The organism is Pseudomonas sp. DCB_AW, from assembly GCF_026240895.1.
GTDB classification, from domain to species: domain Bacteria; phylum Pseudomonadota; class Gammaproteobacteria; order Pseudomonadales; family Pseudomonadaceae; genus Aquipseudomonas; species Aquipseudomonas kermanshahensis.
Genome location: NZ_JAPFCE010000002.1, coordinates 164,015 through 185,905, shown reverse-complemented (window position 1 = coordinate 185,905; position 21,891 = coordinate 164,015). Strand labels below are relative to the sequence as shown.

Here is a 21,891-nt window from a genome sequence, read left to right as displayed (position 1 = left end):
GCAGTCTGAATGACCCCTCGCCAACCGGTTTGCCGGGAAACGAAGAGCGGGTCGCCCCAGGGTATAGGGGGCGACCCGCTCACGGCGTGTCAGCGTTCGTGGAGCCACCCACCCTCAATGTTTGGGGGGCGGGCCGCCAGGGGCCCATTTTTCCTGGTAGTGGAAGAGGAAGTACTGCGAGTTGTCGGCACCGGACGCAGCAACCCGCGCGGTCCAGCGCTCGTCATGCAGGTCCATGTCGGCGTCGTATTCCACGTGGCAGCCCATGGGGCTGTTAAAGTACCAGAACCAGTTGGACCCTAGCTGGTGACGCCCTGGCCCCCAGAACGACTCATAGCCTTTCTCGACGAAGCGGGTACCGGCAATCATCACCTCGGTTGGGCCACCCATGTGAAAGGTAAAGTGTTCGATACCTTTCATGAACGGCGGCGTCTGGATCAGGAACAGGGTGTGGTGGTCCTGGGTGCCAGCCGGGCGCAGGAAGGGGCCGGTGTCGACGAAGCGGTCGGTGCAGACGAAGCCCAGGCGGGTGTAGAACGCTTCTGCCTTGGCCTGGTCAGGCACGAAATAGACCACATGCGACAGGCTGCGTGGCAAAGCCGGCATGTCGTCGCTGGCGCCTAGCGAGTTGATGGCGCGGCCCAGCTGTGCGCCGGGGGCGTTGCTTATTTCGCCGGGCATCGCCAACGGGCGGCGCAGGGTGATGCGAAAACCCAGGGCGAAGCCCATGTCGTCCACCACGCGTAAAACGCCGTCCTCCCCACGCACAACGGTGCGGTCCTTGGAAAGTTCGGCCTCGATGGCCTGCAGGGTGGCTTCGTCGGCTACGCCGTAAACGGTTTCGCGCAGGGTGTTCGCAGTCTCCATGGCCTTGGGCAGGCGTGGGTCGTCGCGGTGGCGAATTTCAATGCCTGTGCCGTCCAGGGCCTCAAGGTAGCCGCCGGCTTCGTCCAGCTTGCCCGGCTTCAAACCGTAGTCGGTGAGGTATTGCACGCAGGCGTCGACGTTGTCGACGCCGAACACAAGGTAATCAGGTCCGATGATTTTCATGGTCGGTTTCTCTTCTTGTCTATCAGGCGGTACGACCACCGAGGTTTTCGGCGACCCAGTCGGCGATGTACTGGCCGGCGTTAATGGAGTTATCGAAGCTGGAGTGCTGCACACCGCCTTCGCGCGGGGTGAAGATCTTGAGTTCGCGCTTGGGGCTATTGACCAGTTGTTCGTAGGTGCGGTGGGCCCATTTGAGCGGGATCTGTGAGTCCTGCTCGCCATGGGTGACCAGGAAAGGCACCTTGATCCGCTCCACGACGCCGTCCAGGTGGACGTTTTCGGCGATGGTCATGAATTCGTCGATGTTTTTGCCGCCCCAGACCCAGCGCACGTGCTCCCAGTAATGCGGCACCGGGAAGCTGCCTTCGCGTTCCAGGCGGCGCTTTTGCACGTCGCGCCAGTCGTGGTTGGCGCCCCACACCACGCCACAGGCAAAGCGCGGCTCGAAAGCCACCACACGCGGGCAGTAGTAGCCGCCCAGCGACACGCCTTCGCAGCCGATGCGCTTGGGGTCCACATCCGCACGGGTTTCCAGCCAGTCGAACACGCGGCTGCCCCAATGCTCGGCGTCATAACGGGCTTTCAGGTCGTGCAGGCGCAGGGCTTCGCCGGTGCCCGGCTGGTCGATAACCAGCGATGACACGCCCCGCTTGGCGAGCCAGGCCGGCAGGCCAACCCGGTATTTCATTTCTTTCGTGGAGTCCAGGCCGTTGAGTTGCAGCAGTAGAGGCGCCGGCCCCTGTACGCCTTCGGCACGGATGAATAGCCCGGAAATGACTTTGCCCTCATAGGGGATCTCGACCCGCTCGCAGTTCTCGCCGGAGAGCGCGATGCCGCGGGCGAAGGTGTCGAGGAAGCGTTGGTAAAGCTCCATGCGACCTGGGGCGCCGTGAGCTTGAAGCCGTTCACCTGTGAGGTAGTAGGTTGCGGCACGGTTGTACTTTTCGCCGGCCGAAAGCAGGCGGCCTTTCTCTTCGTCCTCGCGGGCCAGGTCACAGAGTTTGTCGGCCGTCTTCGACCAGGCTTCTCGAAAGGCGCGGGTTCCGGCGGCGTCAGGTTGCTTGGCGGCTTCCTGAAGCGGTTCGCACATTTCGACGATTTCACCGATGCGCGCGCCCATCTCAATAGCGAGGTTTACTGAGAGGTTCCAAACGTAGTTGGTGGGGAAATAGCGGAACATATTGTTGTTTTTCCTTCTTCTGGTCCTGGCCGCCATCGACCCTGCATAGCCAGGGCTATCGCCCGAGGCGCTGTTCGCAGATCGGCAGGGCTCAAGTCGGGCAACCCGGTGTGAACGCTCCCGCATCAGGCAGTGGCGCGGGCGTCGGCCGCCCCTTGGGGCAGCTTGCGCAAGCTCGCATGGGCCAAAGGATTGGACAAATCGCTTGTTCGGATGCCAGCTATCGGATTGCGAGATACCTGGCGTGCCGCCGTGACGGCAGGCATGGCGAACGCTGAGGGCACGCATCGCCAGTATCGATTGGTTGGCGCATCCGGGATGGGGCCGTAGCGGGACCCCGAATGCCGAGGGGCTCAAGCGGTAACGGCAGACTCTGGGCGGCTGACCATCTCCGTCAGCTTTTCGCGCAGCCAGCGCAGCATGGGGTCACGGTCCAGGCTGCGGTGCCAACTCATGTATTCCTGCATGGCCGGCAGCTCCACCGGCGGCGGCAAGATGCGCAGCGGCAGGTTGCGTGCATAAAGCCGTGCCAGGCGGCTGTGCATGGTGGCGATGCGTTGGGTCCCAATGACCAGTTGCGCCAAGGTATTGAAGTCGTGGGTGATGACTTCCACGCGGCGTTTGCAGCCGTATTGGCTCATGAACCACTCCTCTATGCCGGGCGTACGGCTGCGCCCGAAGGCGACGCCGACATGGCCCAGCTCAAGGTAGCGTTCCAGTGTCAGGCGCTCGCCGATGCTGTGGTTCTCGGCGCACACCACGCAGACGTGCTGTTCGTCGAACAAGAGCTGTGAGGGGTGCTCCTTAACGATGAAGTGCTCTGGCGCGATCATCAGGTCCACTTCGCCGCGCATGAGCATTTCCATGGCGGTCTGGCCGGGGCTGATGAGTTCGAAGGTGATGTTCGGGGCTTCGTGGTTGATCTCGCGAATCGCTTCGGCGAACAGCACGCTGATCAGGTAGTCCGAGGCCATGATGCGGAAGTGACGTTTACTCTCGGAGATGTCGTGCACCGGTTTGGCGGTGATGGAGGTCTGGATTTTCAGCAGTACGTCGCGAACCGGTAACGCCAGTTCCTTTGCCAGTGGGGTGGGCATCATCTTGCGGCCCACCTGCACTAGCAGGTCATCTTCGAAGTAGGTCCGCAGGCGTCCGAGCACACCGCTGGTGGCCGATTGGGTCATGTGCAGGCGGGTGGCGGCACGGGTGATGTTCTGCTCTTCGAGCAGTACATCCAGCGCCACCAGGAGGTTCAAATCCAGGTGTTTAAAGCGCATCACGGGCATCTCTTGTTGTATTTATTTTCGCGATACCCTGCATCCCGACTAACGATTAGTCAAATTGTTCCTGCGTTCCTAGCCTGTGCTCCTAAGGGCCTCTCTGTTGTTGTGCTATCCAGCCGCGCTGGCGTGGTCCCGGTCAAAACACTGTTAATGCTCGGGTTGTCACGCTCGCGATCGACCCTGCGCTCCCACAACAAGAACAAGGATTCATCCATGAGCAGCGATATCAGCAAGGTACTCGTAGTCGGCGGCGGGATTGGTGGCCTCTGCGCGGCCATCGCATTGCGCCGCCAGGGCATCGCGGTCGACCTGGTGGAAATCAAGTCCGAGTGGACCGTCTATGGTGTCGGCATCATTCAGCAGAGCAACGTGGTGCGAGAGATGGCCCGCCTCGGCGTGCTCGAAGGCTACCTCGAAGCGGCCTATGCCTTCGAGGATGTTGGCATCTACGATCTGCAGGGCAATGCCCTGGTACGCATCCCAGGCCAGCGCCTGGCCGGCCCGGAGTATCCCGCCAACGTCGGTATCTCGCGCCTGTCTCTGCACCAGGTGCTGAGCACCACTGCGATCGACCTTGGCACCCAGGTACGCCTTGGCTTGTCGGTAGAATCCTTCCAACAAGACGCGGCCGGCGTGGATGTGAGCTTCACCGATGGCAGCGCTGCTCGCTACGACTTGGTTGTAGGGGCCGACGGCGTTTACTCGAAGATTCGCGGCATGCTCTTTGGCGACACCTACAAGCCGCGTTTCACTGGGCAGGCCGTGTGGCGCTACAACTTTCCTAGACATCCTTCCATTGATCATCTGGCGAGCTATGTCGGTGCTGAGGGCAACGCCGGCCTGGTACCGCTGTCCGACGACCTGATGTACATGTTCTCCACCTCCCACGAGCCGGGTAACCCCCGCTATGAGCCGGCACAGTTGGCCGAACTGATGCGTGACCGCATCAGTAAGATCGCAGGCCTAGTGGGCGAGCTGCGCGAGCAGATTACCGACAGCAGCCAGGTGGTCTACAAACCCATGGAAGTGGTGTTCGTCAACGAACCTTGGTTCAAAGGCCGTGTGCTGCTGATTGGCGACGCGGCTCATGCAACCACGCCGCATCTGGGGCAGGGCGCCGGGATGGCAATCGAGGACGCACTGGTTCTGAGCCTGGAGCTGTGCGGCAGCGGCTCGGTGGAGGAGCGGCTTGAGCGTTTCATGACGCGCCGCTTTGAGCGCTGCAAGTACATCAGCGAGAACTCGATCACGGCCGGGGAGAAGGAAATGGCCCGTGACGCGACGTTCGATCGCATCGGGCTGACCAAGGCGATGCTCAAGCTGACCGCCGAACCGATCTGAAACTGCTAGCCGTGGCGGCTATTCCGGTGTTTACGCGTTCACCCCCTGAGTTATCGAGGTCTCTGTGTCCCAGGATTTGACATTGCTTTGCCGCGACGACCAGTTGCAGGAAGGCCTAGCACGTGGGTTCGACCCCTGGGCCCAGGGGCGTGACACTGTGCTTGCGTTGCGCTGGCGTGGCCAGGTGCGTGTCTATCGAAACCTGTGCCCGCACCTGGACGTGGCCATGCAGTACCGCAAGGACCGCTTCATGTCTGGCGATGGCCGGCACATCGTCTGCTTTGCTCATGGTGCGCTGTTTCAGCCCGACAACGGCTTCTGCGTGCTCGGCCCCTGTCAGGGCCAGTCGCTGCAAGCACTGAGGGTAAAGGTCGACGTTTCGGGAAACGTATGGCTGGAGGAGGGTGGCCCTCGGGCAAACGATGAGGCTATTGCGTGCGCTTCCATGGACTAGACCTGAACCTGCTGGTGGTGCTGGACGCTTTGTTTGTCGAGCAGCACGTCACGCGTGCCGCGGTGCGCCTGCACCTGACCCAGTCAGCGGTCAGCGCGGCCCTGGGTCGCCTGCGGGAGCATTTTAACGATCCGCTGTTTGTCCTCGTGGGCGGCGCCATGCTGCCCACGGCGCTGATGCAGTCACTGCACCCACGTATCGACCAGGTACTGGAAAACGCGCGGGGCATTGCCTTCGCCAATGCAAGCTTCGACCCGGGGGCGGCGCGCCGCAAGTTCCGCATCATTGCGTCGGATTATGTGATCGCGGTGCTCATGCCGGCGCTGATGCGACGGTTGGCCAGCCTTGCGCCCCAGGTCGACTTGCAACTTCTCACGCTGGTGCCGCTGCGCGGTGCCGAGCCGGGCAGCCTGGTGGATGAGGCCCTGGAGCACCGGCACTGCGACCTGGTGATCCTGCCGCTTGCCCATGGCTCGGCGCGTCATCCGCAACAACCGTTGTTCGAAGACAGCTTCAGCGTCATTGCCTGCAGGGATAACTGCGCCCTGATGGACGGCCTCACGCTGGAGCATTACTTGGAAGCGCCACATGTGGTCCGCGAGACCGGCGCAGGCGCCCAGGGCAGCATGGAAGCGGAATTTATCGCAAGCCAGGGGCTGGCGCGGCGGGTGGCTGTGGCTGTGGACCAGTTCGCGTTGATACCGGAATTCATCGTTGGCGGCCCCTGCCTATCGACCCTGCACAGTCGCCTGGCGCACCTCTATGCGCAGCGCTTTCCTCTGCGCCTGCTGCCACCACCACTCGCCATTCCCGCCACTCTGCAGGTGATGCAATGGCACGCCTACCAAGACAGTGACCCGGCGCTGGTCTGGCTGCGCCAGTTGTTGGCGGAGGTGGCGGGCTGACCACGACGGCTATCAATTTCTGTCATGGCCGGCTAGCAGCAAACTTCACTTCCTCAGGCATTGGCTGCCCAATACCGTATTGGCACGACAACAACAGGAAAGACCGCCATGCCCAGACGCCACGTTCACTGCCAAACCCTCTTTACTGGCCTTGAGGATCAGGCTCGCCACGACCAGGTGCTGATCATCGAAAAGGGTGTGTTCACCCATGTCGGCCCTCGTCAGAGCGCTCCGCCGCCATTGCCTGGCGAACGCGTGATTGACACTGGCGGACACTTCGTCATGCCCGGCCTGGTAGATGTCCATACCCATCTGGTGTTCGGCAACGCCAAGAGTGAGGAAGACATCGACCTGCACGTCTCGCCGGAATTTCGCGCCCTGCGCGGTCTGTTTTTTACCCAGCATGTACTGGCCGCCGGCTACACCTCGGTGGTGGTGCCGGGTGACGCCGGGCATTGCAGCATTGCCGTACGCAACGCTATCAATGCCGGTATGTTCACTGGCCCACGCATTGCCGCCAGCAGCAATGTAATCGCCAACCGGCAGAGCCTGAACGATTGGTTCCCCAGTTGGGTCGGTACGCCTGAGTATTTCTCTGGCCGCCTGTGCGCTACCCGCGACGAGCAGATTGCGGAAATCCGTCGCCAGGCCAAGGACGGCGTGGACCTGATCAAGATCGCTATGGACGGCCCGCACATGCGCCCCAACGGGGAACATATCGCTGCGTTCACTCAGGACGAGACCCGCGCCATGGTCGAGGAGATCCACCGCCTTGGAAAAAAGGTCGCCGTGCATGCCTATGGCCGCGAAGCGGTGCTGTATGCGGCGAAGGCGGGGGTGGACGTAATCTTCCACGGTTTTTTCCTGGACGATGCCTGCATCGAGGCAATACTCGAATCGGGTAGTCACCTCGCTCCGACCTTCACCATGCTCGCCAACAACGTCGAATTTGCCGAGGATTACGAGCCTTCGACCCGCTGTGGTTACGCTGCGATGCAGCGCCGTGTGATCGAGGTGGGTTGTCGCAACTTGCGCCGCGCCCGGGAAGCCGGTGTGCCGTTCATGACCGGCAGTGACAGCGGTTTCGCCATCACTCCCTACGGTGAATGGCACGCCCGTGAAATCGAGATTTTTGTCGACTGGTTGGGTTTCAGCCCTGCCCAGGCACTGCGCGCGGCAACCTCGGTTGCCGCGCGGATGATGCCCGTGTCGCAGCAGGTGGGTGCCATCGAGGTGGGCCGTCGCGCCGACTTCATCTGTGTTGATGGCTCCCCCCTGCAGAACGTCTCGATTCTTCAGGAGCGCGAGCGCATACGTGACGTGTACCTAGGCGGGCATCGCGTGGAGGCCCAGGTACCGGGCTACGATCCCTACAAGGTCAGTGACTTCAACACGGTGAAATGGGCCGAACTTCACACCCGGCAACGGGCCGTGGAAATGGGCAAGCGCAGCGCACCTGAACCTGAGCAAGAGGTAGGCCGGCATGAATAAGCTCACCCTGGAACTGGCGTCGCAGATGGTCGACACTGCGCTGGCAGAGGGCCGGCGGTTATCCTTGCAGCCACTTTGTGTTGCGGTACTGGATGCCGGCGGTCACCTGCTGGCGCTCAAACGCGACGAGCGCGCCAGCCTGCTGCGACCGCAAATCGCGTCGGGCAAGGCCGCATCAGTGCTGGGCATGGGCTTTGGCGGCCGCGAACTTGCCCGTCGTGCTGCAGCGCTTCCTGCCTTCTTCAATGCATTGAGTGCCCTGGCCGGCGGCAATATGGTTCCGGTGCCCGGCGGGGTGCTGGTGCGTAACGGGGCAGGGGAAGTGATCGGCGCTATCGGTATCAGCGGTGACAGCTCCGACAACGATGAACGCTGTGCGATTGCCGGTGTGCTGGGGGCAAACTTGATGCCCGACAGTGGGGCATGTTGATAGGAAAAAAGCCACTTTTGCCACTGCGGCTTGGGTGGCTTTTCTCATTTCATACGCTTATTTGGTGCACTCAGTCTCGGATATTTGAAAAAGTTTCAGTGCTATGCAGCTGTCTCCAATAGAGTATGAGAAACGCTATTTTCTGAGCTTGGAGAGTGTCTAGGAAACCAGGGGCGATTCAACAGCAATAACATCTGTTCATTCAGATCCGCAAGGTTGCATGGAAAACCTGAACGCGAACCAAAGCCAATGATGGCTGCTCGTTTCCAGGCAGAAGCACGCGCAACGCCAGCGAAGCGGACCGATAAGCCAGCCGTTTTCTCGATCATGCATTGGCCTAAGACCGCGAGTTTGAGGCAGCAGGCCGGTTGGCTGGTTGAAACTGACTTCACCGCAAAGCTGCATCGGCTGGGAGGAGGGCATCTGTGCTGGTTCTGTCAATTTCATCGCTAAACGCTGCAGTAGGTACGGATAACCTGTGCTTATCAGACCCAATATAACGAAGAATAGAAATGATCGGTATCCAAAATCGTGAACGGCAGCCAACGACCCATAGCGGCCATTTGCGGAGGAAGGCTTTCGGTCGGAAGGAGACTGCCAAGCCCAGCCTTAGTCGAGTAAGACAGGATCTGGCCCCAAGCGGAGGTCTTTGTCGAGGGCAGCAATGGCCAGAATCTCATCGGCAGACAATTCGGATTGATCATGGGATTACTTTGGCTGCGATGTGGTTCTTGTCGCTCTCCACCATCACGGAAATGGCCATCGCAACGATGCCCAGGAGCGCAAGCAGGGCACCTACCCACCCTGTTGATGACCAGCTTAGCCCCATAGCGATAGAGATCCCTCCGAGGCTCGCCCCCACCGCGTTCGAGATATTGAAGGCGCTGTGATTGAGGGCGGCAGCAAGTGTCTGTGCGTCTCCGGCAACATTCATCAAACGCACCTGTAGAGCGGGTACCAGAGCGAAGCCGCAGCCGACCAGGAACAGGATCGCGAGCGTCCCGACTTTCGACGGAGCGAACAAAGAGAACAAAGCTAGGAAAACCACGTTCCAGAGCATGATGGCGAAGATGGCTCGGATCAGCCCACGGTCCGCTAACCAGCCGCCGATCAGGTTGCCGGCGATCATGCCAACACCCCAGAAGGCCAACACCATTGGTACTTGGCTGATCGAGAAGCCTGTCACCTCTGTGAGCGTTGGAGTGATGTAGCTATACACCGCGAACATGCCGCCGAAGCCGATCGAGGCAGTTGCTAGCGTCAGCCATATCAATGGCCGCTTGAGTCCGCTCAGCTCGGCCTTAGGGCTGGCGTTTGGATCACGAGGTACCGACGGAACGTACAGCCAGAACAAGAACACTGTGGCGATACCGGCTACAGCGAGAGATCCAAACGCTGCTCTCCAGCCGAAGGTCTGGCCTATCCAGGTCGCCGCGGGCACACCGATCACGTTGGCAGCCGCCAGACCGGCCATTACATATCCCGCCGCTTGTGCCTTTCGCCCGTCGCCCACCATGGCAGCGGCCACCAGGCAGGCAACCCCGTAGTAAGCACCATGAGGTAAGCCAGCCAGAAACCGGGCACCCAGCAGACTGAAGTGATCCCATGCCACGGCACTGGCGGCGTAGCCAATGGCAAACAATGCGATGAGGGCAATCAGAAGCGCTTTCCGAGACGAGCGTGCGGCCAGGATCGCGATCAGCGGAGCGCCGACCACCACACCCAGCGCATACGCGCTGATGTAGCTGCCTGCCGTTGGTATAGACACTCCGGTGCTTTCGGCGAGATCAGGCAAGAGACTCATCGAAGCGAACTCACCGGTACCGATGAAAAGGCCTCCAAGCCCGAGGGCAACGATTGCGGTTGCTACGCCATGCGGAGCGTGAATTTCTGAGCTGCCAGAGGGGCTCGGTGAAGCGCTGGATATTGTATTCATCGAAAGTTCTCGGAAAAAAGATGCCCACACCTGCAAAGGGTGGGCAGTGGAAAGGAGCAATAAAAAGGTGTTGCGCTTCAGTTCACTACGCTTGGACTTGGCGCGGTGGGGCTACATCAGAGATGTACGCGTTGAACTGATCGCGATATTCGGGATGCCATCGAGATAAAGCGGGGCGGTTGTGGATAAGGTCGTCTGCGTTCCACTGCATGCGTCGCTGATCCAACTCGTGACTGACTTCGTTGTCCTCGCAGAAGATGTAGAAATCGCTACGAATCAATCCCTCCAGCAGGCGAGCGACAACCTCATCGGCCGACCATGGAGCGCTGGGCTTTGCGGAGTCGGCAGCCATGCCTGGAAAGTTCATCGGTGTGAACGTGTAGCCGGGAATCAGTAGATGGGCAGATACACGGCCATGGGTACGCTCGCGGAGCTCGTGCTCAAGGTGCTCGGTCAGCACTTTCACGGCGATCTTCGAGACGGAGTAGGCGGTATTTCCTGGAGGAGTAGTTATTCCCTCCTTTGAGCCAACATTCACTATTGCAGCTGGATAGTCTTGAGCGAGCAGATGGTCGACGAACAACTGCTGAACTGCCAATACGGCCCAGAAGTTGATCTCCATCGTCTTGCGCCACTGATCTTGGTCGTTCCACGGGCCTGCCCCTTTCGAGATGGCAGCGTTGTTGACCACTAAAGACACCTCGCCGAGCTCATGGGCTACGGTAAGCAGCTCCTGCAATGCACTGGGAGAGGTCACATCTCCGGTCACAGTAGCTATCTGAGCACTATGGTCTTTGTTGTAGAGCGACCGTACTGCAACATCGAGCGCGGCTTCGTCCTTGTCGAACAAAACGACCTTCATCCCCAGTTGGGATAGGCGACTAGCGATTGCATAGCCGATCCCGACTGCAGCGCCGGTGATGACCGCAACTCTGTTTTGGCGAATAGCTGGATGATCCATGGGTAATCTCCTGAATTGGGATTAGGTGGACGAGTCCACGCGAAGAACGATTTCGGTGATCTCTGCTGGCACGCCAAGACGAATGGGGAATCCATTCCAGAGGCCAGCTCCATTGCTCGTGTAGAGCGTCATCGCCCCGACCTGGTATGCACCGGAGACGAAACCTTCGTTGGCGTAGCGGCCTATCTGATCCAGTCCCTTGATCATTCCGCCGTGGGTGTGACCGGAGAGCTGCAGTGCTATACCCGCTTGGGCGGAGCGATCTGCACCGGCTGGTCGATGTTTGAGGAGGATGACAGGGGCTGTTGCTGGCCCCCCCTTGAGAGCGGCATTCAGGTTCGGCCCAGCCATTCCGAATTGAGCGGCGGCTTCGTCGGTGACACCGGCTATGACCAGCAACTCGCTGCCTGCCCCAATCACTACGTGCTCGTTCAGCAGCATTTGTATGCCGAGGCGCTCGAACTTGGCGTGCCACTGGAGCTCGTTGAAGTAGTACTCGTGATTGCCTGGAATGCCGATGATGCCGAGGCGGGCATTCAGCCCTGCCAGGGGAGCTACATCGAGCTTGCGATCAGTGGTTGTCCCGTCAATCAGATCGCCTGTGATCAGAATCAGGTCGGGATTGAGTGCATTGGTACGACTGACAACTGCATCTACCCAGGGCGCCTGGAAAAGTTTGCTGATGTGCAGATCTGTCAGATGCACCACGCGTAGGCCATCCATCGCTTGTGGCAGATTCTTGATCCTGACTTCCACTGTGCGAACACCTGGCACCTGCGCCGCTTGGTACACGCCAAATGCCGACAGAAGAAGGGCGACAGATGCGGCCAGGTACCGACTGCTGTGTCTTACCAGCTTTTTGGCGGCACGTATCCGCAGGACTGACAGAACGCCGTTGGCCAAATCTGCCAGCACCACAAAGACGAACAACAGAACGAACGAGCAGAAAGCCCAACCGGCGACCAACACTGCCCACCGCGGCATCTCGGGCGAGAACATGGTTCCGAACACCCAGATCTGAATCAGGTGGTACTTCGATACCAGTAGCAGGACGACAGCCAGGGAAGCACGTCCGCCCTTCGAGATCGGTAACGGGATAATGAAACGCCACAGGACGTATAGGTAAGCAAGGACAAGATAGACGTGAAACACGGGAGCAACTCTTCTAGGGATGGGGGCTCAGATCAACTATCGTTGAATTTGTTTAATGGTACTCTGTAGAGGGAGCAGCTTTGTTTAAGCTTTCTCCATAAGTCATTGAGAATGGCTCAACATAGAGACCGTCCAGATGCCGCTACTTCCAACCACAAAGCTTTCACGAGCCGACCTAGCCGATCTGAACTCCTTTCTTGCGGTGGAGAGCCATCGCAGCTTCTCCAAGGCAGCCGTTGAACTGGGTATCACCACGTCCGCGCTCAGCCACTCGATTCGAAATCTGGAGTCCCGCCTGGGAGTTAGGCTGCTCAACCGAACCAGCCGAACTGTCTCTCCGACAGACGCCGGTGCGACCTTGGCGAAGCGCCTGGCTGTTGGCTTTCAGGAGATTGGAGGGGCGCTAGCGGAAGTAGATCGGCATCGCGACCGTCCGGCAGGTCGCCTGCGTATCAACGTCCTCAGTGACGGCGCACGACTGCTCTTCAATCGGTGGCTGCCGAAGTACCTGGAGGCCTATCCGGATGTGTCAGTCGAGGTCGCAGTAGATGATCGGATGGTGGACATCCTGGCTGCCGGGTTTGATGCGGGTATCAGGTATGGCGGGACGATCGCTGAAGACTTTATTGCTGTGCCTATCAGCGATCAGTTGCGCTGGGTTGCAGTGGCATCGCCTCGCTACCTCAACCGGACATCGCGGATCCTGGTGCCGGAGGATCTGAAGAACCATAACTGCATACAGATTCGTACCGGCCAAGGAGTCATCTATCGCTGGGACTTCGAGAAGGAAGGCGATCACCGAGTGATTGAGGTACCCGGACAGCTTTGTGTGAACGAAACCGAGCTTGGTATTCAGATGGCGCTATTGGACAGAGGAGTTACGTACTGCCCGGAGGAGCGCATTGCAGATTACATATCGCGAGGAGAGCTTCAGGTCGTATTACCTGACTGGGCGCCCATTGAGCCAGCATTCCACATCTACTACCCAGGTCGCCGGCAAATGCCTCCAGGTCTGCGTGAGTTAATAGACTTGTTACGCACGAACTCAGCCACTTGGTAGCTAGTCGTAGAGCTGTTGCTCACCAGCAGCAAGGGAACATTCAATACTTGAGGCCCCAAAGGCCTTGCCAGCATCTACTTATGGCCGATTGCTGGGCTGCTATGGGTGGATGCAGCTATTAACGACTGGCAGCTTACGACCCATAGCTGCCCTTCACCACTGGCAGCAAACGGCCATAAGCGGACGGTCAGGATCTAGGTTTGCGCAGCTTCTGCTAACAGCCAGTCTCGGAAGGTCGTCAGCCTTGGCAAGCTAGCGCATTCCGGACGATAGACAACGTAGTAAGCCAGCTCTGATGCGACGCTGATCTCTGGAAACAGCCGAACCAGGCGGCCGCTCGCCAAGTCATCACGCGCCATAACACTCCGTGCAAGGGCGACTCCGTGCCCTTCGGCAGCGGCCTGCAATACAGCAGCAGAGTTGTTGATTTTCATGCCGCGAAGAGTGGTCGTATCCGCCACGCCAGCTTGTTGCATCCAGGTCTCCCAGCTCGGGAAGCCTGAGTGGTTATCCATCGACAGATCGTGGATCAGCATCTCCTGGATCAGGTCACTGGGCTTCTGCAGGCGCCAGTGCTCTCGCAGCAATTGCGGCGAGCAAACAGGGTAAATCTCTTCATCCATCATCTTCTCGGCGGCTAGCCCTGGCCACTTGCCCGTTCCATAGCGCACGCCGATGTCAACTTGCTGAGTAACGAAATCCACCGGCTTGAGGTTGGTGTCTAGCCGCACATCCGTATCAGGGCAGATCGCCTGGAAGCGGTCGATGCGTGGCAGCAGCCACTTCGCAGCGAAGGCCGGGCTCACGGCCACGGTAAGCACTCCACTGATCGATCCCTCCTGAAGCCGCTCCATCCCCAGGGTCAGCCTGTCGAAGCCTGCTCGGATATCCGGCAGAGCGCGCTCGGCTGCTTCCGTTGCGATCAGCCGCGCTTTGCCGCTGGTACTGCGGATAAACAAAGGAATGCCCAACCAATTCTCGAGTGTGCGCACGAGCTGGCCAACCGCTGCCGGCGTGACATGCAGCTCGGCTGCTGCTGCCGAAAAGCTCTGATGGCGGGCACTGGCTTCGAATGCGCGCAGTGCGTTGAGATGTACTGGAGCCTTCATGTCGATAAAGAATTTCTTTAGTTGTGAGACACTTTATCTCGTTTGTTGGCGGATTTGGAAGCGAGGAAGATTCGCTCCAAGGCCAAGGGTGCTGTGGCTTAGCCACCCGAAGTCAGCGGGAAGTTCTTGGATTCTAGCTGAGATGGAAAGTTTTTCTTCCTGATCTACAGCTTCCAGACACCCAACGTTGCACTGGCCCATAGAGGGCACGAACTGCCTGCCGGAGATGGCGTCTTCGGCAAGTGACTCGCCCCAATCCCCGTTAACAAGGTTCCTGCCGTAGGCAGGTGTAAAGAGGTCTCCCAATGAGCAACCAATTCAACGGTAAGAAACTGCTGGTCGTCGGTGGCACCAGCGGCATGGGTCTGGAAACTGCACGCCAGTTTCTCTCCGAGGGCGGTAGCGTAGTCATCGTCGGTAACCGTCCGGAAAAAACCGAAGAGGCTCGTAAAGACCTCTCCACTCTGGGCAACGTGGCTGCTCTCACTGCAGATCTGACCAGCGACGAAGGCCTGGCCAAACTGATCAAGTCCATCAGCGAGCAGCACTCGGATATCGACATGCTGGTGAACGCTGCTGGTGTGTTCTTCCCGAAACCCTTCCTGGAGCACCAGGACGCGGACTACGACCAGTACATGAAGCTGAACAAGGCGACCTTCTTCATCACCCAACAGGTTGCCGCCAACCTGGTTGAGCAGAACCGTCCTGGCGCCATCGTGAACATCGGCTCTATGTGGGCCAAGCAGGCAATCGCCGCTACCCCGTCTTCCGCCTACTCCATGGCGAAGGCCGGCCTGCACTCCCTGACTCAGCACCTGGCAATGGAGCTCGCTTCGAAGAACATCCGCGTGAATGCCGTTTCCCCGGCAGTTGTGCAGACCCCGATCTACGAAGGCTTCATTCCGAAAGCAGAAGTGCATAGCGCTCTGCAGGGCTTCAACAGCTTCCACCCGATTGGTCGTGTTGGCACTCCGCAGGACGTGGCCGGCGTAATTGCCTTCCTTCTCTCCGAGCAAGCCAGCTGGGTTACCGGTGCCATCTGGGACGTCGACGGCGGTGTCATGGCTGGTCGCAACTAAGTCCTGAGCTCAGTTGCCAGGGATCGGCAACTGGACACGCTGAACCACCCAAATCGTAAATCTGGAGTAACCCACATGGTCTATCTGCAGATCACGCTCATGATCGAGCGCACCAATCGTGCTGCAGCTGCCTGCATCTACCAAAAGTACAGGGCGCCGTTCCTGGAGCAGATCCAAGGTGCGAAGTCCAAGACGCTGCTGGTACGTGACGAAGACGTACAGGTGCTGCATGGCTTCGACACGCTGGAGAGCGCCAATGCCTACCTGCAAAGCGAGTTGTTCACCGCAGACGTAGTCGGTGGTCTCAAGCCGATGCTCGTTGTCGAACCAGACGTGCGTATCTACACCGCTATCTGAGGATCCTGTGATGAAAACTGCTTTGCTCAACGGCGTTGATCTGAACGCCCTGGTGGAAGCTGGCAACGCCGGTCGAGCCAATCGCGAAAACACCAAGTTCACGCTGTCCCTGAACGGGACGTGGGACGGCGGCAGCAAGATGACTGCAACCACTGGAGCTGCAGTCATGGGCGGGCAGCCTGATGAAGCTCGCGCCGGACGCTTCACGCTCGTCAGCGACGAGCCTGTTCCACTGGGCACGGACACCGGCGCCAGTCCTGTCGAGTACGTACTGCAAGCGCTCGCCTCTTGCTACACGGTCACCATCGCAATGACTGCAGCACAGCGCGGGATTGAGCTCGAGAGCGTTCGACTGGAGCTTGAGGGCGACGTGGATCTGGCTGCGTTCTTCGGGGTCGATCCGAGCGTAGCGCCTGGAATCAACCAGGTGCGCGTGAAGGTGCACGCCAAGTCGCCAAACGCCACCCCCGAGCAACTGCAGGCCCTGATCTCTGCAGTGGAACAGGCATCACCGATACGCGGCACCTTGGTGCGCCCGGTCGATGTCGTCACCACTCTCGTTAACTGAATTAGCCCTGTGGCATCTCCAGCAATCGGCAAACCCATTGCTGGAATGACCAACACCCGGCCTGTCGTGACCTCACCTCTGGCCTCAACCAATCCTTGGAGAATAACCATGATGCAAGACTGGAATGCCTACCGCGAATCCCTGCTGGAACGCGTAGGCGACTATGCCAAACAGAGCCCTGACGTTATGCGTGGCCTGATGACCATCGACAATGCGGCCGTCAAAACTGGCCACCTGGATCCGAAGATCCATGAGCTGATCGCATTGGCTGTGGCTATCACCACTCGCTGCGACGGCTGCATATCCGTCCACACCAAGAAGGCTGTCGAGCACGGTGCTTCCATCGAGGAAATCACCGAGGCGCTGGGCGTAGCCATTGCGCTGAATGCCGGCGCAGCACTGACCTACTCGGCGCGTGTCGTCGAGGCATACCAGCAGCTGCCAGGCAAGCAATAAGTCGTATCGATGAGGGCCGGTCGCCTCTGTAGAGGTGATCGGCGTTCTCGCATCCCCGTTTGGATAATCCGTATGTTGATCAATGCCGACTTCACTCGCGCCGCTGTTGTTGCGCCACACGAATACCAGTGGGTTGCTTCGCCCCAGGCGGGTGTCGACCGCGTGATGCTGGATCGTGTCGGTGCAGAGAAAGCACGAGCCACCAGCATCGTGCGCTATGCGCCGAACTCCTTCTTCCCTAGCCACCAGCACCCTGGTGGGGAGGAGATCCTGGTGCTGTCGGGCACTTTCTCTGACGAGGGTGCGGACTATCCAGCGGGTTGGTATCTGCGCAATCCGCCTGGCTCCAGCCACCGGCCGTCCAGTGCCGAGGGCACCACCCTCTTCGTGAAGTTGCAGCAGATGCCCGACAACGAGCACCACCGTGTGCGCATCAATACCCGAGACCCGTCCAACTGGCATCGCCAGGGTTCGCGTGAGGTGTGCCCGTTGTTCGCTGACGAATCGGAACAGGTGAGCTTGCATCGTCTCGGCGCGAACGAGCTGCTCTTCAAACGGCTACTGCAGGGTTTCGAGCTTCTGGTGTTGGAGGGCAGCGTAACGGCTGGCGGACTGACCTATGAGAGCGGCTCCTGGCTACGACTGCCTGCGGGACAACACCTGGATGTCGTTGCCGGCAAACAGGGAACCACCGTTTACCTGAAAACCGGCCATCTGGTTCATCCGGAGGTAGAGGCATGACCAAGCAAACCACCCACATTGCCATTGTTGGCGCCGGGTTGAGCGGGCTGCATGCGGCCTATCTATTGCAGCGCCAGGGCATCAATGACTTTGTTGTTCTGGAGGCTCGAGATGAGCTTGGCGGGCGCATTTCATCCATCAATGCCGAGGGCCAGGCCGTCTGGCACTCGTCAACGAACAGCACCTTTGATCGCTTCGATCTGGGGCCTACATGGTTCTGGCCTGACTACCAGGAAGAGCTTGATCAACTGGTCGATGCGTTGGGGCTTGAGCGATTCGAACAGTTTGATGCCGGCGACATGGTTGTCGAGCGTTCGTATGAAGGCCCAGCTGTACGCATGCGTGGTTACGCCAACTCGCCGCCATCCATGCGCCTGGTCGGTGGCATGGGTGCCTTGGTCGAGGCTCTGCTTCGCAGGGTGAACCCACGGAAAATAGTCTCCGGCCAGACCGTGCGCCGGCTTCGCAAGCATGACACCCATGTCGAAATTGACAGCCATGCCGGTAACGGCCTGGTGACCACCTGGCGTGCCGAGCACGTGCTGCTGGCACTACCGCCACGCTTGCTCGAAAGCGCCATCGCCTTTGAGCCTGCCCTGCCAGCCGAACTTGCCAGGCAATGGAGAACGACCGCGACGTGGATGGCTCCTCACGCCAAGTACATCGCGATCTATGACACGCCGTTCTGGCGTGACCAGGGGCTTTCCGGCGAGGCCCGCAGCATGCGAGGACCTCTTGGGGAAATCCATGATGCCTCCATGCCTGGCGGCAGCCCGGCACTGTTCGGCTTCTTCGGCGTGCCTGCGAGCACACGCAGCAAGATCCCTGACGAGATGCTGCGAGAGGTCTGCCGTGAACAACTAACCCGAATGTTCGGCCCCGCAGCGGCGACGCCTAAGGCCGAATTCATAAAAGACTGGGCGCATGACCCTTATACGGCCACCAATGCCGATGTGAATGCGATGTCCCAGCATGCAGCCGCTCCCTGCGCCAGCGCCTCTTCCGGGCCCTGGCATGGATGCCTGACGGGTATCGCCAGTGAGTGGTCGCCACAGTTTCCTGGATACCTGGCTGGCGCCGTAGAGGCGGCCCGCCTGGGCGTTCAGGCGCTGCATGCACTTGCCGCTGCACCCACGCCATGTCCTTCGAGGAGCTGATATGAGATTGCAAGGTAAGACCGCGCTGATCACCGGCGGCACAAGTGGCATCGGCCTGGTAACCGCCGAACTCTTTCTACGTGAAGGTGCACGTGTCGCCATCACCGGGCGTGATGCCGCGAAGTTCGCCCAGGCTCGTGCCTCGCTGGGTGGCGATGTCATCACCATCCAGGCCGATGTTCGATTGCGCGAGGACATGCAGCGCATGGCTCAAGAGGTGGCCGACGCATTTGGCGACGGCGGCCTGGACATCTTCTTCGGAAATGCCGGTGTGGCGTACTCGACGCCGCTGCTGAGCACCGACGAGGCACGCTTCGACGAGCTGATGGCCGTCAATGTGAAAGGCCTGTTCTTCTCCATGCAGGCAGTCGTCCCCGTGCTTCGTGAAGGGGCCTCGGTGATTCTCAACTCCGCCTGGCTCAACGCCGTAGGCATGAGTAGCTTCTCGGCGCTGGCCGCCAGCAAGTCTGCAGTGCGCTCCTTCGCCCGTTCATGGTCGTGCGAGGTGATGGATCGCAAGATTCGCGTCAACGCCGTCAGCCCAGGTGCCATAGACACACCGATTTTCGAGTTGGAAGGCGCTACTCCTGAGCAACTGGCCGAGACCAAACGGCAGATGTCCCTACGGATCCCTGCGCGGCGCATGGGCGAACCGCTCGAAGTTGCTCAAGCCGTCCTGTTCCTGGCCAGCGACGAGTCGCGCTACATGCTGGGTGCCGAAATCGTTGTGGATGGCGGCTTCGCACAACTCTGACCACCAGCCCTATACCAGCTAAGACGCATGCGCCTTAGCTGGATGTCTTTCCCGTTTTTCACTGAAGGAGCGATGACCATGACCACCACCTACCGCGCCATGCAAGTCAGCCGTCCAGGGATTCTCGAGCTGGTGGAGCGTGCAACGCCAACTCCCGGTATTGGGGAGGTACTGATCGAGGTTGAAGCCTGTGGCATTTGTGGCGCTGATGCCGGCGACATCGAGGGGGCCGATCCAACGCTGCAGCCTGCGCGTGTACCTGGCCATGAGGTGGTTGGTCGAATTGCTGCGCTGGGTGAGCACGTCCCTTCGATCTGGCGGGTTGGTCAACGGGTAGGCATCGGGCGCCTGGGTGGACATTGCAATGAGTGCAGCCAATGCCGCCAGGGAAACTTCCAGCTCTGCCAGAACCAGCCCTTCATGGGGGCCTCCTGCGATGGTGGCTATGCCGAAATGATGATTGCCCGTGCCTCAGGGCTCGTGTCGATCCCCGATGAGTTGAGTGCAGAGGAAGCCGCGCCAATTCTCTGCGCAGGCATTGCCACGTTCAACGCGCTGAAAAAGTCCGGTGCACAAGCCGGCGATACCGTTGCCATTCTCGGTATCGGTGGTCTTGGTCACATGGCCCTGCAGTACGCACGTCGTATGGGCTTTCGCGTGATCGCCGTTGGCCGCGGTAGCGATATCGAGCAGGACGCGCTGGATCTGGGCGCCCATGCCTACATCGACGCCAACCAAGCTGATGCGGCCGAGACGCTGAAGAACATGGGCGGTGCGCATGCCATCGTCACGACCATCGGTGTCCCTGCAACCGTCTCGGCGCTCATGCCAGCCCTGGCACCGCAAGGCCGCCTGATACTCCTGGGGGCCGGCAAGGATCCGCTGCCGGTATCCACCGGTCATCTGGTCGTAGGTGAGCGCAGCTTGCTGGGCTCGATCACCGGAACGCCTTATGAGAACGAAAAGACGCTGTATTTCAGTGTGCTGGCTGGCGTGCGCCCAAGGATTGAGGTGATGCCTTTCGAGCAAGCCAATGAGGCCTATCAGCGGATGAAGTCAGGTGATGTCAAATTCCGCATGGTCTTGACCGTCGACCGGAAACACAACAGCTCATCCACCTCGGATGCCGGAAGTGAGCAAGAGAAGAGCGCACAGCACCCATGACCAACACCTGCTCCAACATTGCCCTGCAACACGACGACTCCTTGCTGCTTTCCGACAGCGAGCAGAGCGGGAACATCTGGCGGCTTTCCATCGCTCAGGCGCTGGCCGGTGCCAATGCGGTGGTGGTCTACGCCACTGGAGCCATCGTGGGTGACATGCTCACTCCTTCGGCTGCACTCGCGACGCTGCCCATCTCGATTTTCGTAGTGGGTATGGCCGCCTGTATTTTCCCGATGGGCGCCCTGGCTCGTCGCTATGGTCGGCGTGCTGCGTTCCTGGCAGGTACGGGGGCTGGAGTGCTCACCGGACTGGCGGCCATGCTCGCTGTCATCCTCGGATCGTTCTGGCTGTTCTGCCTGGCGACATTCCTGGGTGGCTGCTACGCGGCAGTAGTTCTGTCATTCCGCTTCGCTGCAGCTGACGGGGTGGCGCCTGAGCGACGGGCTCGTGCGCTGTCGCTGGTGATGGCGGGAGGTGTGGCCGCCGGCGTAGTGGGCCCGCAGCTGGTGACCTGGACAATGGATCTTTGGCCTCCGTACCTGTTCGCCGCCACCTTCCTGGTACAGGCCGCCGTCGCAGCCATATCGGCCTTGATACTGCTCGGCGTGAAGTTGCCTATGCCGACCGCGGCAGAGATCGCGGGAGGCCGTTCGCTAGGCTCGATTGCTCGGCAGCCGCGCTTCATCGCGGCGGTCATCTGCGGCTCTGTCTCGTACATGTTGATGAACTTCCTGATGACGGCAGCGCCCCTGGCGATGCATCACTGCGGACACTCCCAGACTTCGGCCAACCTGGGGCTGCAGTGGCACGTCATCGCCATGTATGCCCCTAGCTTCTTCACTGGCCACCTCATCACCCGCTTCGGTGCCATACGGGTCGCGACCTTTGGCTTGGCCTTGACGGGGCTATCTGCTGCCGTTGGTTTGAGCGGCATTGAGGTTGTGCACTTCCACTTGTCTCTGATCCTGCTCGGCCTGGGATGGAATTTCGGATTCCTGGGAGCGTCCGCGCTCGTCCTCGAGTGCCACCTCCCTGAAGAGAAAACACGAGTGCAGTCGCTCAACGACTTCATTGTTTTCGGCTTGATGGCGATTGGGTCGTTCGCGTCTGGAGGACTGTTGTCGGCATTTGGTTGGGACACCGTTCTGTGGGTATCCCTAGCGCCGCTTGCCCTGGCTTCAGTGGCTCTAGCGGCGACCGTACGTAGGCGCTGAAGAAGCATTCGAATCTACGTCACCGACGTGGACACATTCACGACTTCAA

General features: G+C 59.9%; 22 protein-coding genes. 15 read left to right on the top strand and 7 right to left on the bottom strand.

The features are described 5' to 3' along the window. Positions 1 to 114: 114 nt before the first annotated feature. The 3 genes from OO306_RS02740 to OO306_RS02730 form a co-directional block, all read right to left on the bottom strand. On the bottom strand, positions 115 to 1,050 hold the full coding sequence (locus OO306_RS02740) for a VOC family protein (protein ID WP_265967592.1): 936 nt from the start codon (positions 1,048 to 1,050) through the stop codon (positions 115 to 117). 22 nt (positions 1,051 to 1,072) lie between these two features. Continuing rightward, complete coding sequence (locus OO306_RS02735) at positions 1,073 to 2,230, bottom strand: S9 family peptidase (RefSeq protein WP_238214173.1); 1,158 nt, start codon at positions 2,228 to 2,230, stop codon at positions 1,073 to 1,075. 353 nt (positions 2,231 to 2,583) lie between these two features. Then, entirely contained in the window at positions 2,584 to 3,507 is a 924-nt protein-coding gene (locus OO306_RS02730) for a LysR family transcriptional regulator (RefSeq protein ID WP_238214175.1), read from the bottom strand. 219 nt (positions 3,508 to 3,726) lie between these two features. Here OO306_RS02730 and OO306_RS02725 point away from each other — a divergent pair, with 219 nt between their 5' ends. From OO306_RS02725 to OO306_RS02705, 5 genes are all read left to right on the top strand, one after another. Further along, entirely contained in the window at positions 3,727 to 4,854 is a 1,128-nt protein-coding gene (locus OO306_RS02725) for an FAD-dependent oxidoreductase (RefSeq protein WP_265967591.1), read from the top strand. Positions 4,855 to 4,918: 64 nt separating this feature from the next. Beyond that, a complete protein-coding gene (locus tag OO306_RS02720; RefSeq protein ID WP_265967590.1) occupies positions 4,919 to 5,308 on the top strand; it encodes a Rieske 2Fe-2S domain-containing protein in 390 nt (129 codons plus the stop codon). Further along, positions 5,290 to 6,213, top strand: coding sequence for a LysR family transcriptional regulator (locus OO306_RS02715; protein WP_265967589.1), 924 nt, complete (start codon positions 5,290 to 5,292; stop codon positions 6,211 to 6,213). The genes OO306_RS02720 and OO306_RS02715 overlap by 19 nt, the downstream gene beginning before the upstream one ends. 108 nt (positions 6,214 to 6,321) lie before the next feature. Further along, the gene (locus tag OO306_RS02710) at positions 6,322 to 7,704 is read left to right on the top strand and encodes an amidohydrolase family protein (RefSeq protein WP_265967588.1); all 1,383 of its coding nucleotides are present in this window, start codon (positions 6,322 to 6,324) and stop codon (positions 7,702 to 7,704) included. Then, positions 7,697 to 8,134 (top strand): heme-binding protein, encoded by a 438-nt coding sequence (locus tag OO306_RS02705; RefSeq protein WP_265967587.1) that lies wholly within the window; start codon positions 7,697 to 7,699, stop codon positions 8,132 to 8,134. Before OO306_RS02710 ends, OO306_RS02705 begins: the two co-directional genes overlap by 8 nt. 700 nt (positions 8,135 to 8,834) lie before the next feature. Here OO306_RS02705 and OO306_RS02700 read toward each other — a convergent pair. From OO306_RS02700 to OO306_RS02690, 3 genes are all read right to left on the bottom strand, one after another. Continuing rightward, entirely contained in the window at positions 8,835 to 10,070 is a 1,236-nt protein-coding gene (locus OO306_RS02700) for an MFS transporter (RefSeq protein ID WP_079228442.1), read from the bottom strand. Positions 10,071 to 10,155: 85 nt separating this feature from the next. Then, positions 10,156 to 11,031, bottom strand: coding sequence for an SDR family oxidoreductase (locus OO306_RS02695; protein WP_079228441.1), 876 nt, complete (start codon positions 11,029 to 11,031; stop codon positions 10,156 to 10,158). A gap of 21 nt (positions 11,032 to 11,052) precedes the next feature. After that, a complete protein-coding gene (locus tag OO306_RS02690) occupies positions 11,053 to 12,183 on the bottom strand; it encodes a metallophosphoesterase (protein ID WP_265967586.1) in 1,131 nt (376 codons plus the stop codon). A 136-nt stretch (positions 12,184 to 12,319) separates the two neighbouring features. On the opposite strand from OO306_RS02690, the gene OO306_RS02685 reads away from it, so the two are divergent. Beyond that, positions 12,320 to 13,243, top strand: coding sequence for a LysR family transcriptional regulator (locus OO306_RS02685; protein WP_079228439.1), 924 nt, complete (start codon positions 12,320 to 12,322; stop codon positions 13,241 to 13,243). Positions 13,244 to 13,437: 194 nt separating this feature from the next. Here OO306_RS02685 and gcvA read toward each other — a convergent pair whose 3' ends face one another. After that, the gene (gcvA, locus tag OO306_RS02680) at positions 13,438 to 14,352 is read right to left on the bottom strand and encodes a transcriptional regulator GcvA (protein WP_182375332.1); all 915 of its coding nucleotides are present in this window, start codon (positions 14,350 to 14,352) and stop codon (positions 13,438 to 13,440) included. Positions 14,353 to 14,657: 305 nt separating this feature from the next. On the opposite strand from gcvA, the gene OO306_RS02675 reads away from it, so the two are divergent. The 9 genes from OO306_RS02675 (at position 14,658) to OO306_RS02635 (ending at position 21,842) form a co-directional block, all read left to right on the top strand. Beyond that, complete coding sequence (locus OO306_RS02675; protein WP_182375333.1) at positions 14,658 to 15,431, top strand: SDR family NAD(P)-dependent oxidoreductase; 774 nt, start codon at positions 14,658 to 14,660, stop codon at positions 15,429 to 15,431. A gap of 75 nt (positions 15,432 to 15,506) precedes the next feature. Further along, positions 15,507 to 15,788 carry a hypothetical protein gene (locus tag OO306_RS02670; protein WP_182375334.1) on the top strand — a complete coding sequence of 94 codons (282 nt, stop codon included), beginning with the start codon at positions 15,507 to 15,509 and terminating at the stop codon, positions 15,786 to 15,788. A gap of 10 nt (positions 15,789 to 15,798) precedes the next feature. Next, a complete protein-coding gene (locus OO306_RS02665) occupies positions 15,799 to 16,356 on the top strand; it encodes an OsmC family protein (RefSeq protein WP_182375335.1) in 558 nt (185 codons plus the stop codon). Positions 16,357 to 16,467: 111 nt separating this feature from the next. Further along, positions 16,468 to 16,812 carry a carboxymuconolactone decarboxylase family protein gene (locus tag OO306_RS02660; RefSeq protein WP_232535919.1) on the top strand — a complete coding sequence of 115 codons (345 nt, stop codon included), beginning with the start codon at positions 16,468 to 16,470 and terminating at the stop codon, positions 16,810 to 16,812. Between the two features lie 72 nt (positions 16,813 to 16,884). Beyond that, positions 16,885 to 17,553 (top strand): cupin domain-containing protein, encoded by a 669-nt coding sequence (locus OO306_RS02655; protein WP_182375337.1) that lies wholly within the window; start codon positions 16,885 to 16,887, stop codon positions 17,551 to 17,553. Continuing rightward, positions 17,550 to 18,710, top strand: a complete 1,161-nt coding sequence (locus OO306_RS02650; RefSeq protein WP_182375338.1) for an FAD-dependent oxidoreductase — start codon at positions 17,550 to 17,552, stop codon at positions 18,708 to 18,710. The genes OO306_RS02655 and OO306_RS02650 overlap by 4 nt, the downstream gene beginning before the upstream one ends. Position 18,711: 1 nt before the next feature. After that, positions 18,712 to 19,464, top strand: a complete 753-nt coding sequence (locus OO306_RS02645) for an SDR family oxidoreductase (RefSeq protein ID WP_182375339.1) — start codon at positions 18,712 to 18,714, stop codon at positions 19,462 to 19,464. Between the two features lie 78 nt (positions 19,465 to 19,542). Beyond that, positions 19,543 to 20,628, top strand: a complete 1,086-nt coding sequence (locus OO306_RS02640) for an alcohol dehydrogenase (RefSeq protein WP_265967585.1) — start codon at positions 19,543 to 19,545, stop codon at positions 20,626 to 20,628. After that, positions 20,625 to 21,842 carry an MFS transporter gene (locus tag OO306_RS02635; RefSeq protein ID WP_182375341.1) on the top strand — a complete coding sequence of 406 codons (1,218 nt, stop codon included), beginning with the start codon at positions 20,625 to 20,627 and terminating at the stop codon, positions 21,840 to 21,842. Before OO306_RS02640 ends, OO306_RS02635 begins: the two co-directional genes overlap by 4 nt. Positions 21,843 to 21,891: the final 49 nt, after the last annotated feature.

Excerpts from the sequence above, each read along its gene's own strand:
- OO306_RS02645 (WP_182375339.1), top strand. The coding sequence starts at position 18,712 with ATGAGATTGCAAGGTAAGACCGCGCTGATCACCGGCGGCACAAGTGGC.
- OO306_RS02695 (WP_079228441.1), bottom strand. The coding sequence starts at position 11,031 with ATGGATCATCCAGCTATTCGCCAAAACAGAGTTGCGGTCATCACCGGC.
- OO306_RS02650 (WP_182375338.1), top strand. The coding sequence starts at position 17,550 with ATGACCAAGCAAACCACCCACATTGCCATTGTTGGCGCCGGGTTGAGC.
- OO306_RS02685 (WP_079228439.1), top strand. The coding sequence starts at position 12,320 with ATGCCGCTACTTCCAACCACAAAGCTTTCACGAGCCGACCTAGCCGAT.
- gcvA (WP_182375332.1), bottom strand. The coding sequence starts at position 14,352 with ATGAAGGCTCCAGTACATCTCAACGCACTGCGCGCATTCGAAGCCAGT.
- OO306_RS02635 (WP_182375341.1), top strand. The coding sequence starts at position 20,625 with ATGACCAACACCTGCTCCAACATTGCCCTGCAACACGACGACTCCTTG.
- OO306_RS02655 (WP_182375337.1), top strand. The coding sequence starts at position 16,885 with ATGTTGATCAATGCCGACTTCACTCGCGCCGCTGTTGTTGCGCCACAC.
- OO306_RS02705 (WP_265967587.1), top strand. The coding sequence starts at position 7,697 with ATGAATAAGCTCACCCTGGAACTGGCGTCGCAGATGGTCGACACTGCG.
- OO306_RS02665 (WP_182375335.1), top strand. The coding sequence starts at position 15,799 with ATGAAAACTGCTTTGCTCAACGGCGTTGATCTGAACGCCCTGGTGGAA.
- OO306_RS02660 (WP_232535919.1), top strand. The coding sequence starts at position 16,468 with ATGCAAGACTGGAATGCCTACCGCGAATCCCTGCTGGAACGCGTAGGC.
- OO306_RS02670 (WP_182375334.1), top strand. The coding sequence starts at position 15,507 with ATGGTCTATCTGCAGATCACGCTCATGATCGAGCGCACCAATCGTGCT.
- OO306_RS02735 (WP_238214173.1), bottom strand. The coding sequence starts at position 2,230 with ATGTTCCGCTATTTCCCCACCAACTACGTTTGGAACCTCTCAGTAAAC.
- OO306_RS02700 (WP_079228442.1), bottom strand. The coding sequence starts at position 10,070 with ATGAATACAATATCCAGCGCTTCACCGAGCCCCTCTGGCAGCTCAGAA.
- OO306_RS02725 (WP_265967591.1), top strand. The coding sequence starts at position 3,727 with ATGAGCAGCGATATCAGCAAGGTACTCGTAGTCGGCGGCGGGATTGGT.
- OO306_RS02640 (WP_265967585.1), top strand. The coding sequence starts at position 19,543 with ATGACCACCACCTACCGCGCCATGCAAGTCAGCCGTCCAGGGATTCTC.
- OO306_RS02675 (WP_182375333.1), top strand. The coding sequence starts at position 14,658 with ATGAGCAACCAATTCAACGGTAAGAAACTGCTGGTCGTCGGTGGCACC.
- OO306_RS02730 (WP_238214175.1), bottom strand. The coding sequence starts at position 3,507 with ATGCGCTTTAAACACCTGGATTTGAACCTCCTGGTGGCGCTGGATGTA.
- OO306_RS02740 (WP_265967592.1), bottom strand. The coding sequence starts at position 1,050 with ATGAAAATCATCGGACCTGATTACCTTGTGTTCGGCGTCGACAACGTC.
- OO306_RS02710 (WP_265967588.1), top strand. The coding sequence starts at position 6,322 with ATGCCCAGACGCCACGTTCACTGCCAAACCCTCTTTACTGGCCTTGAG.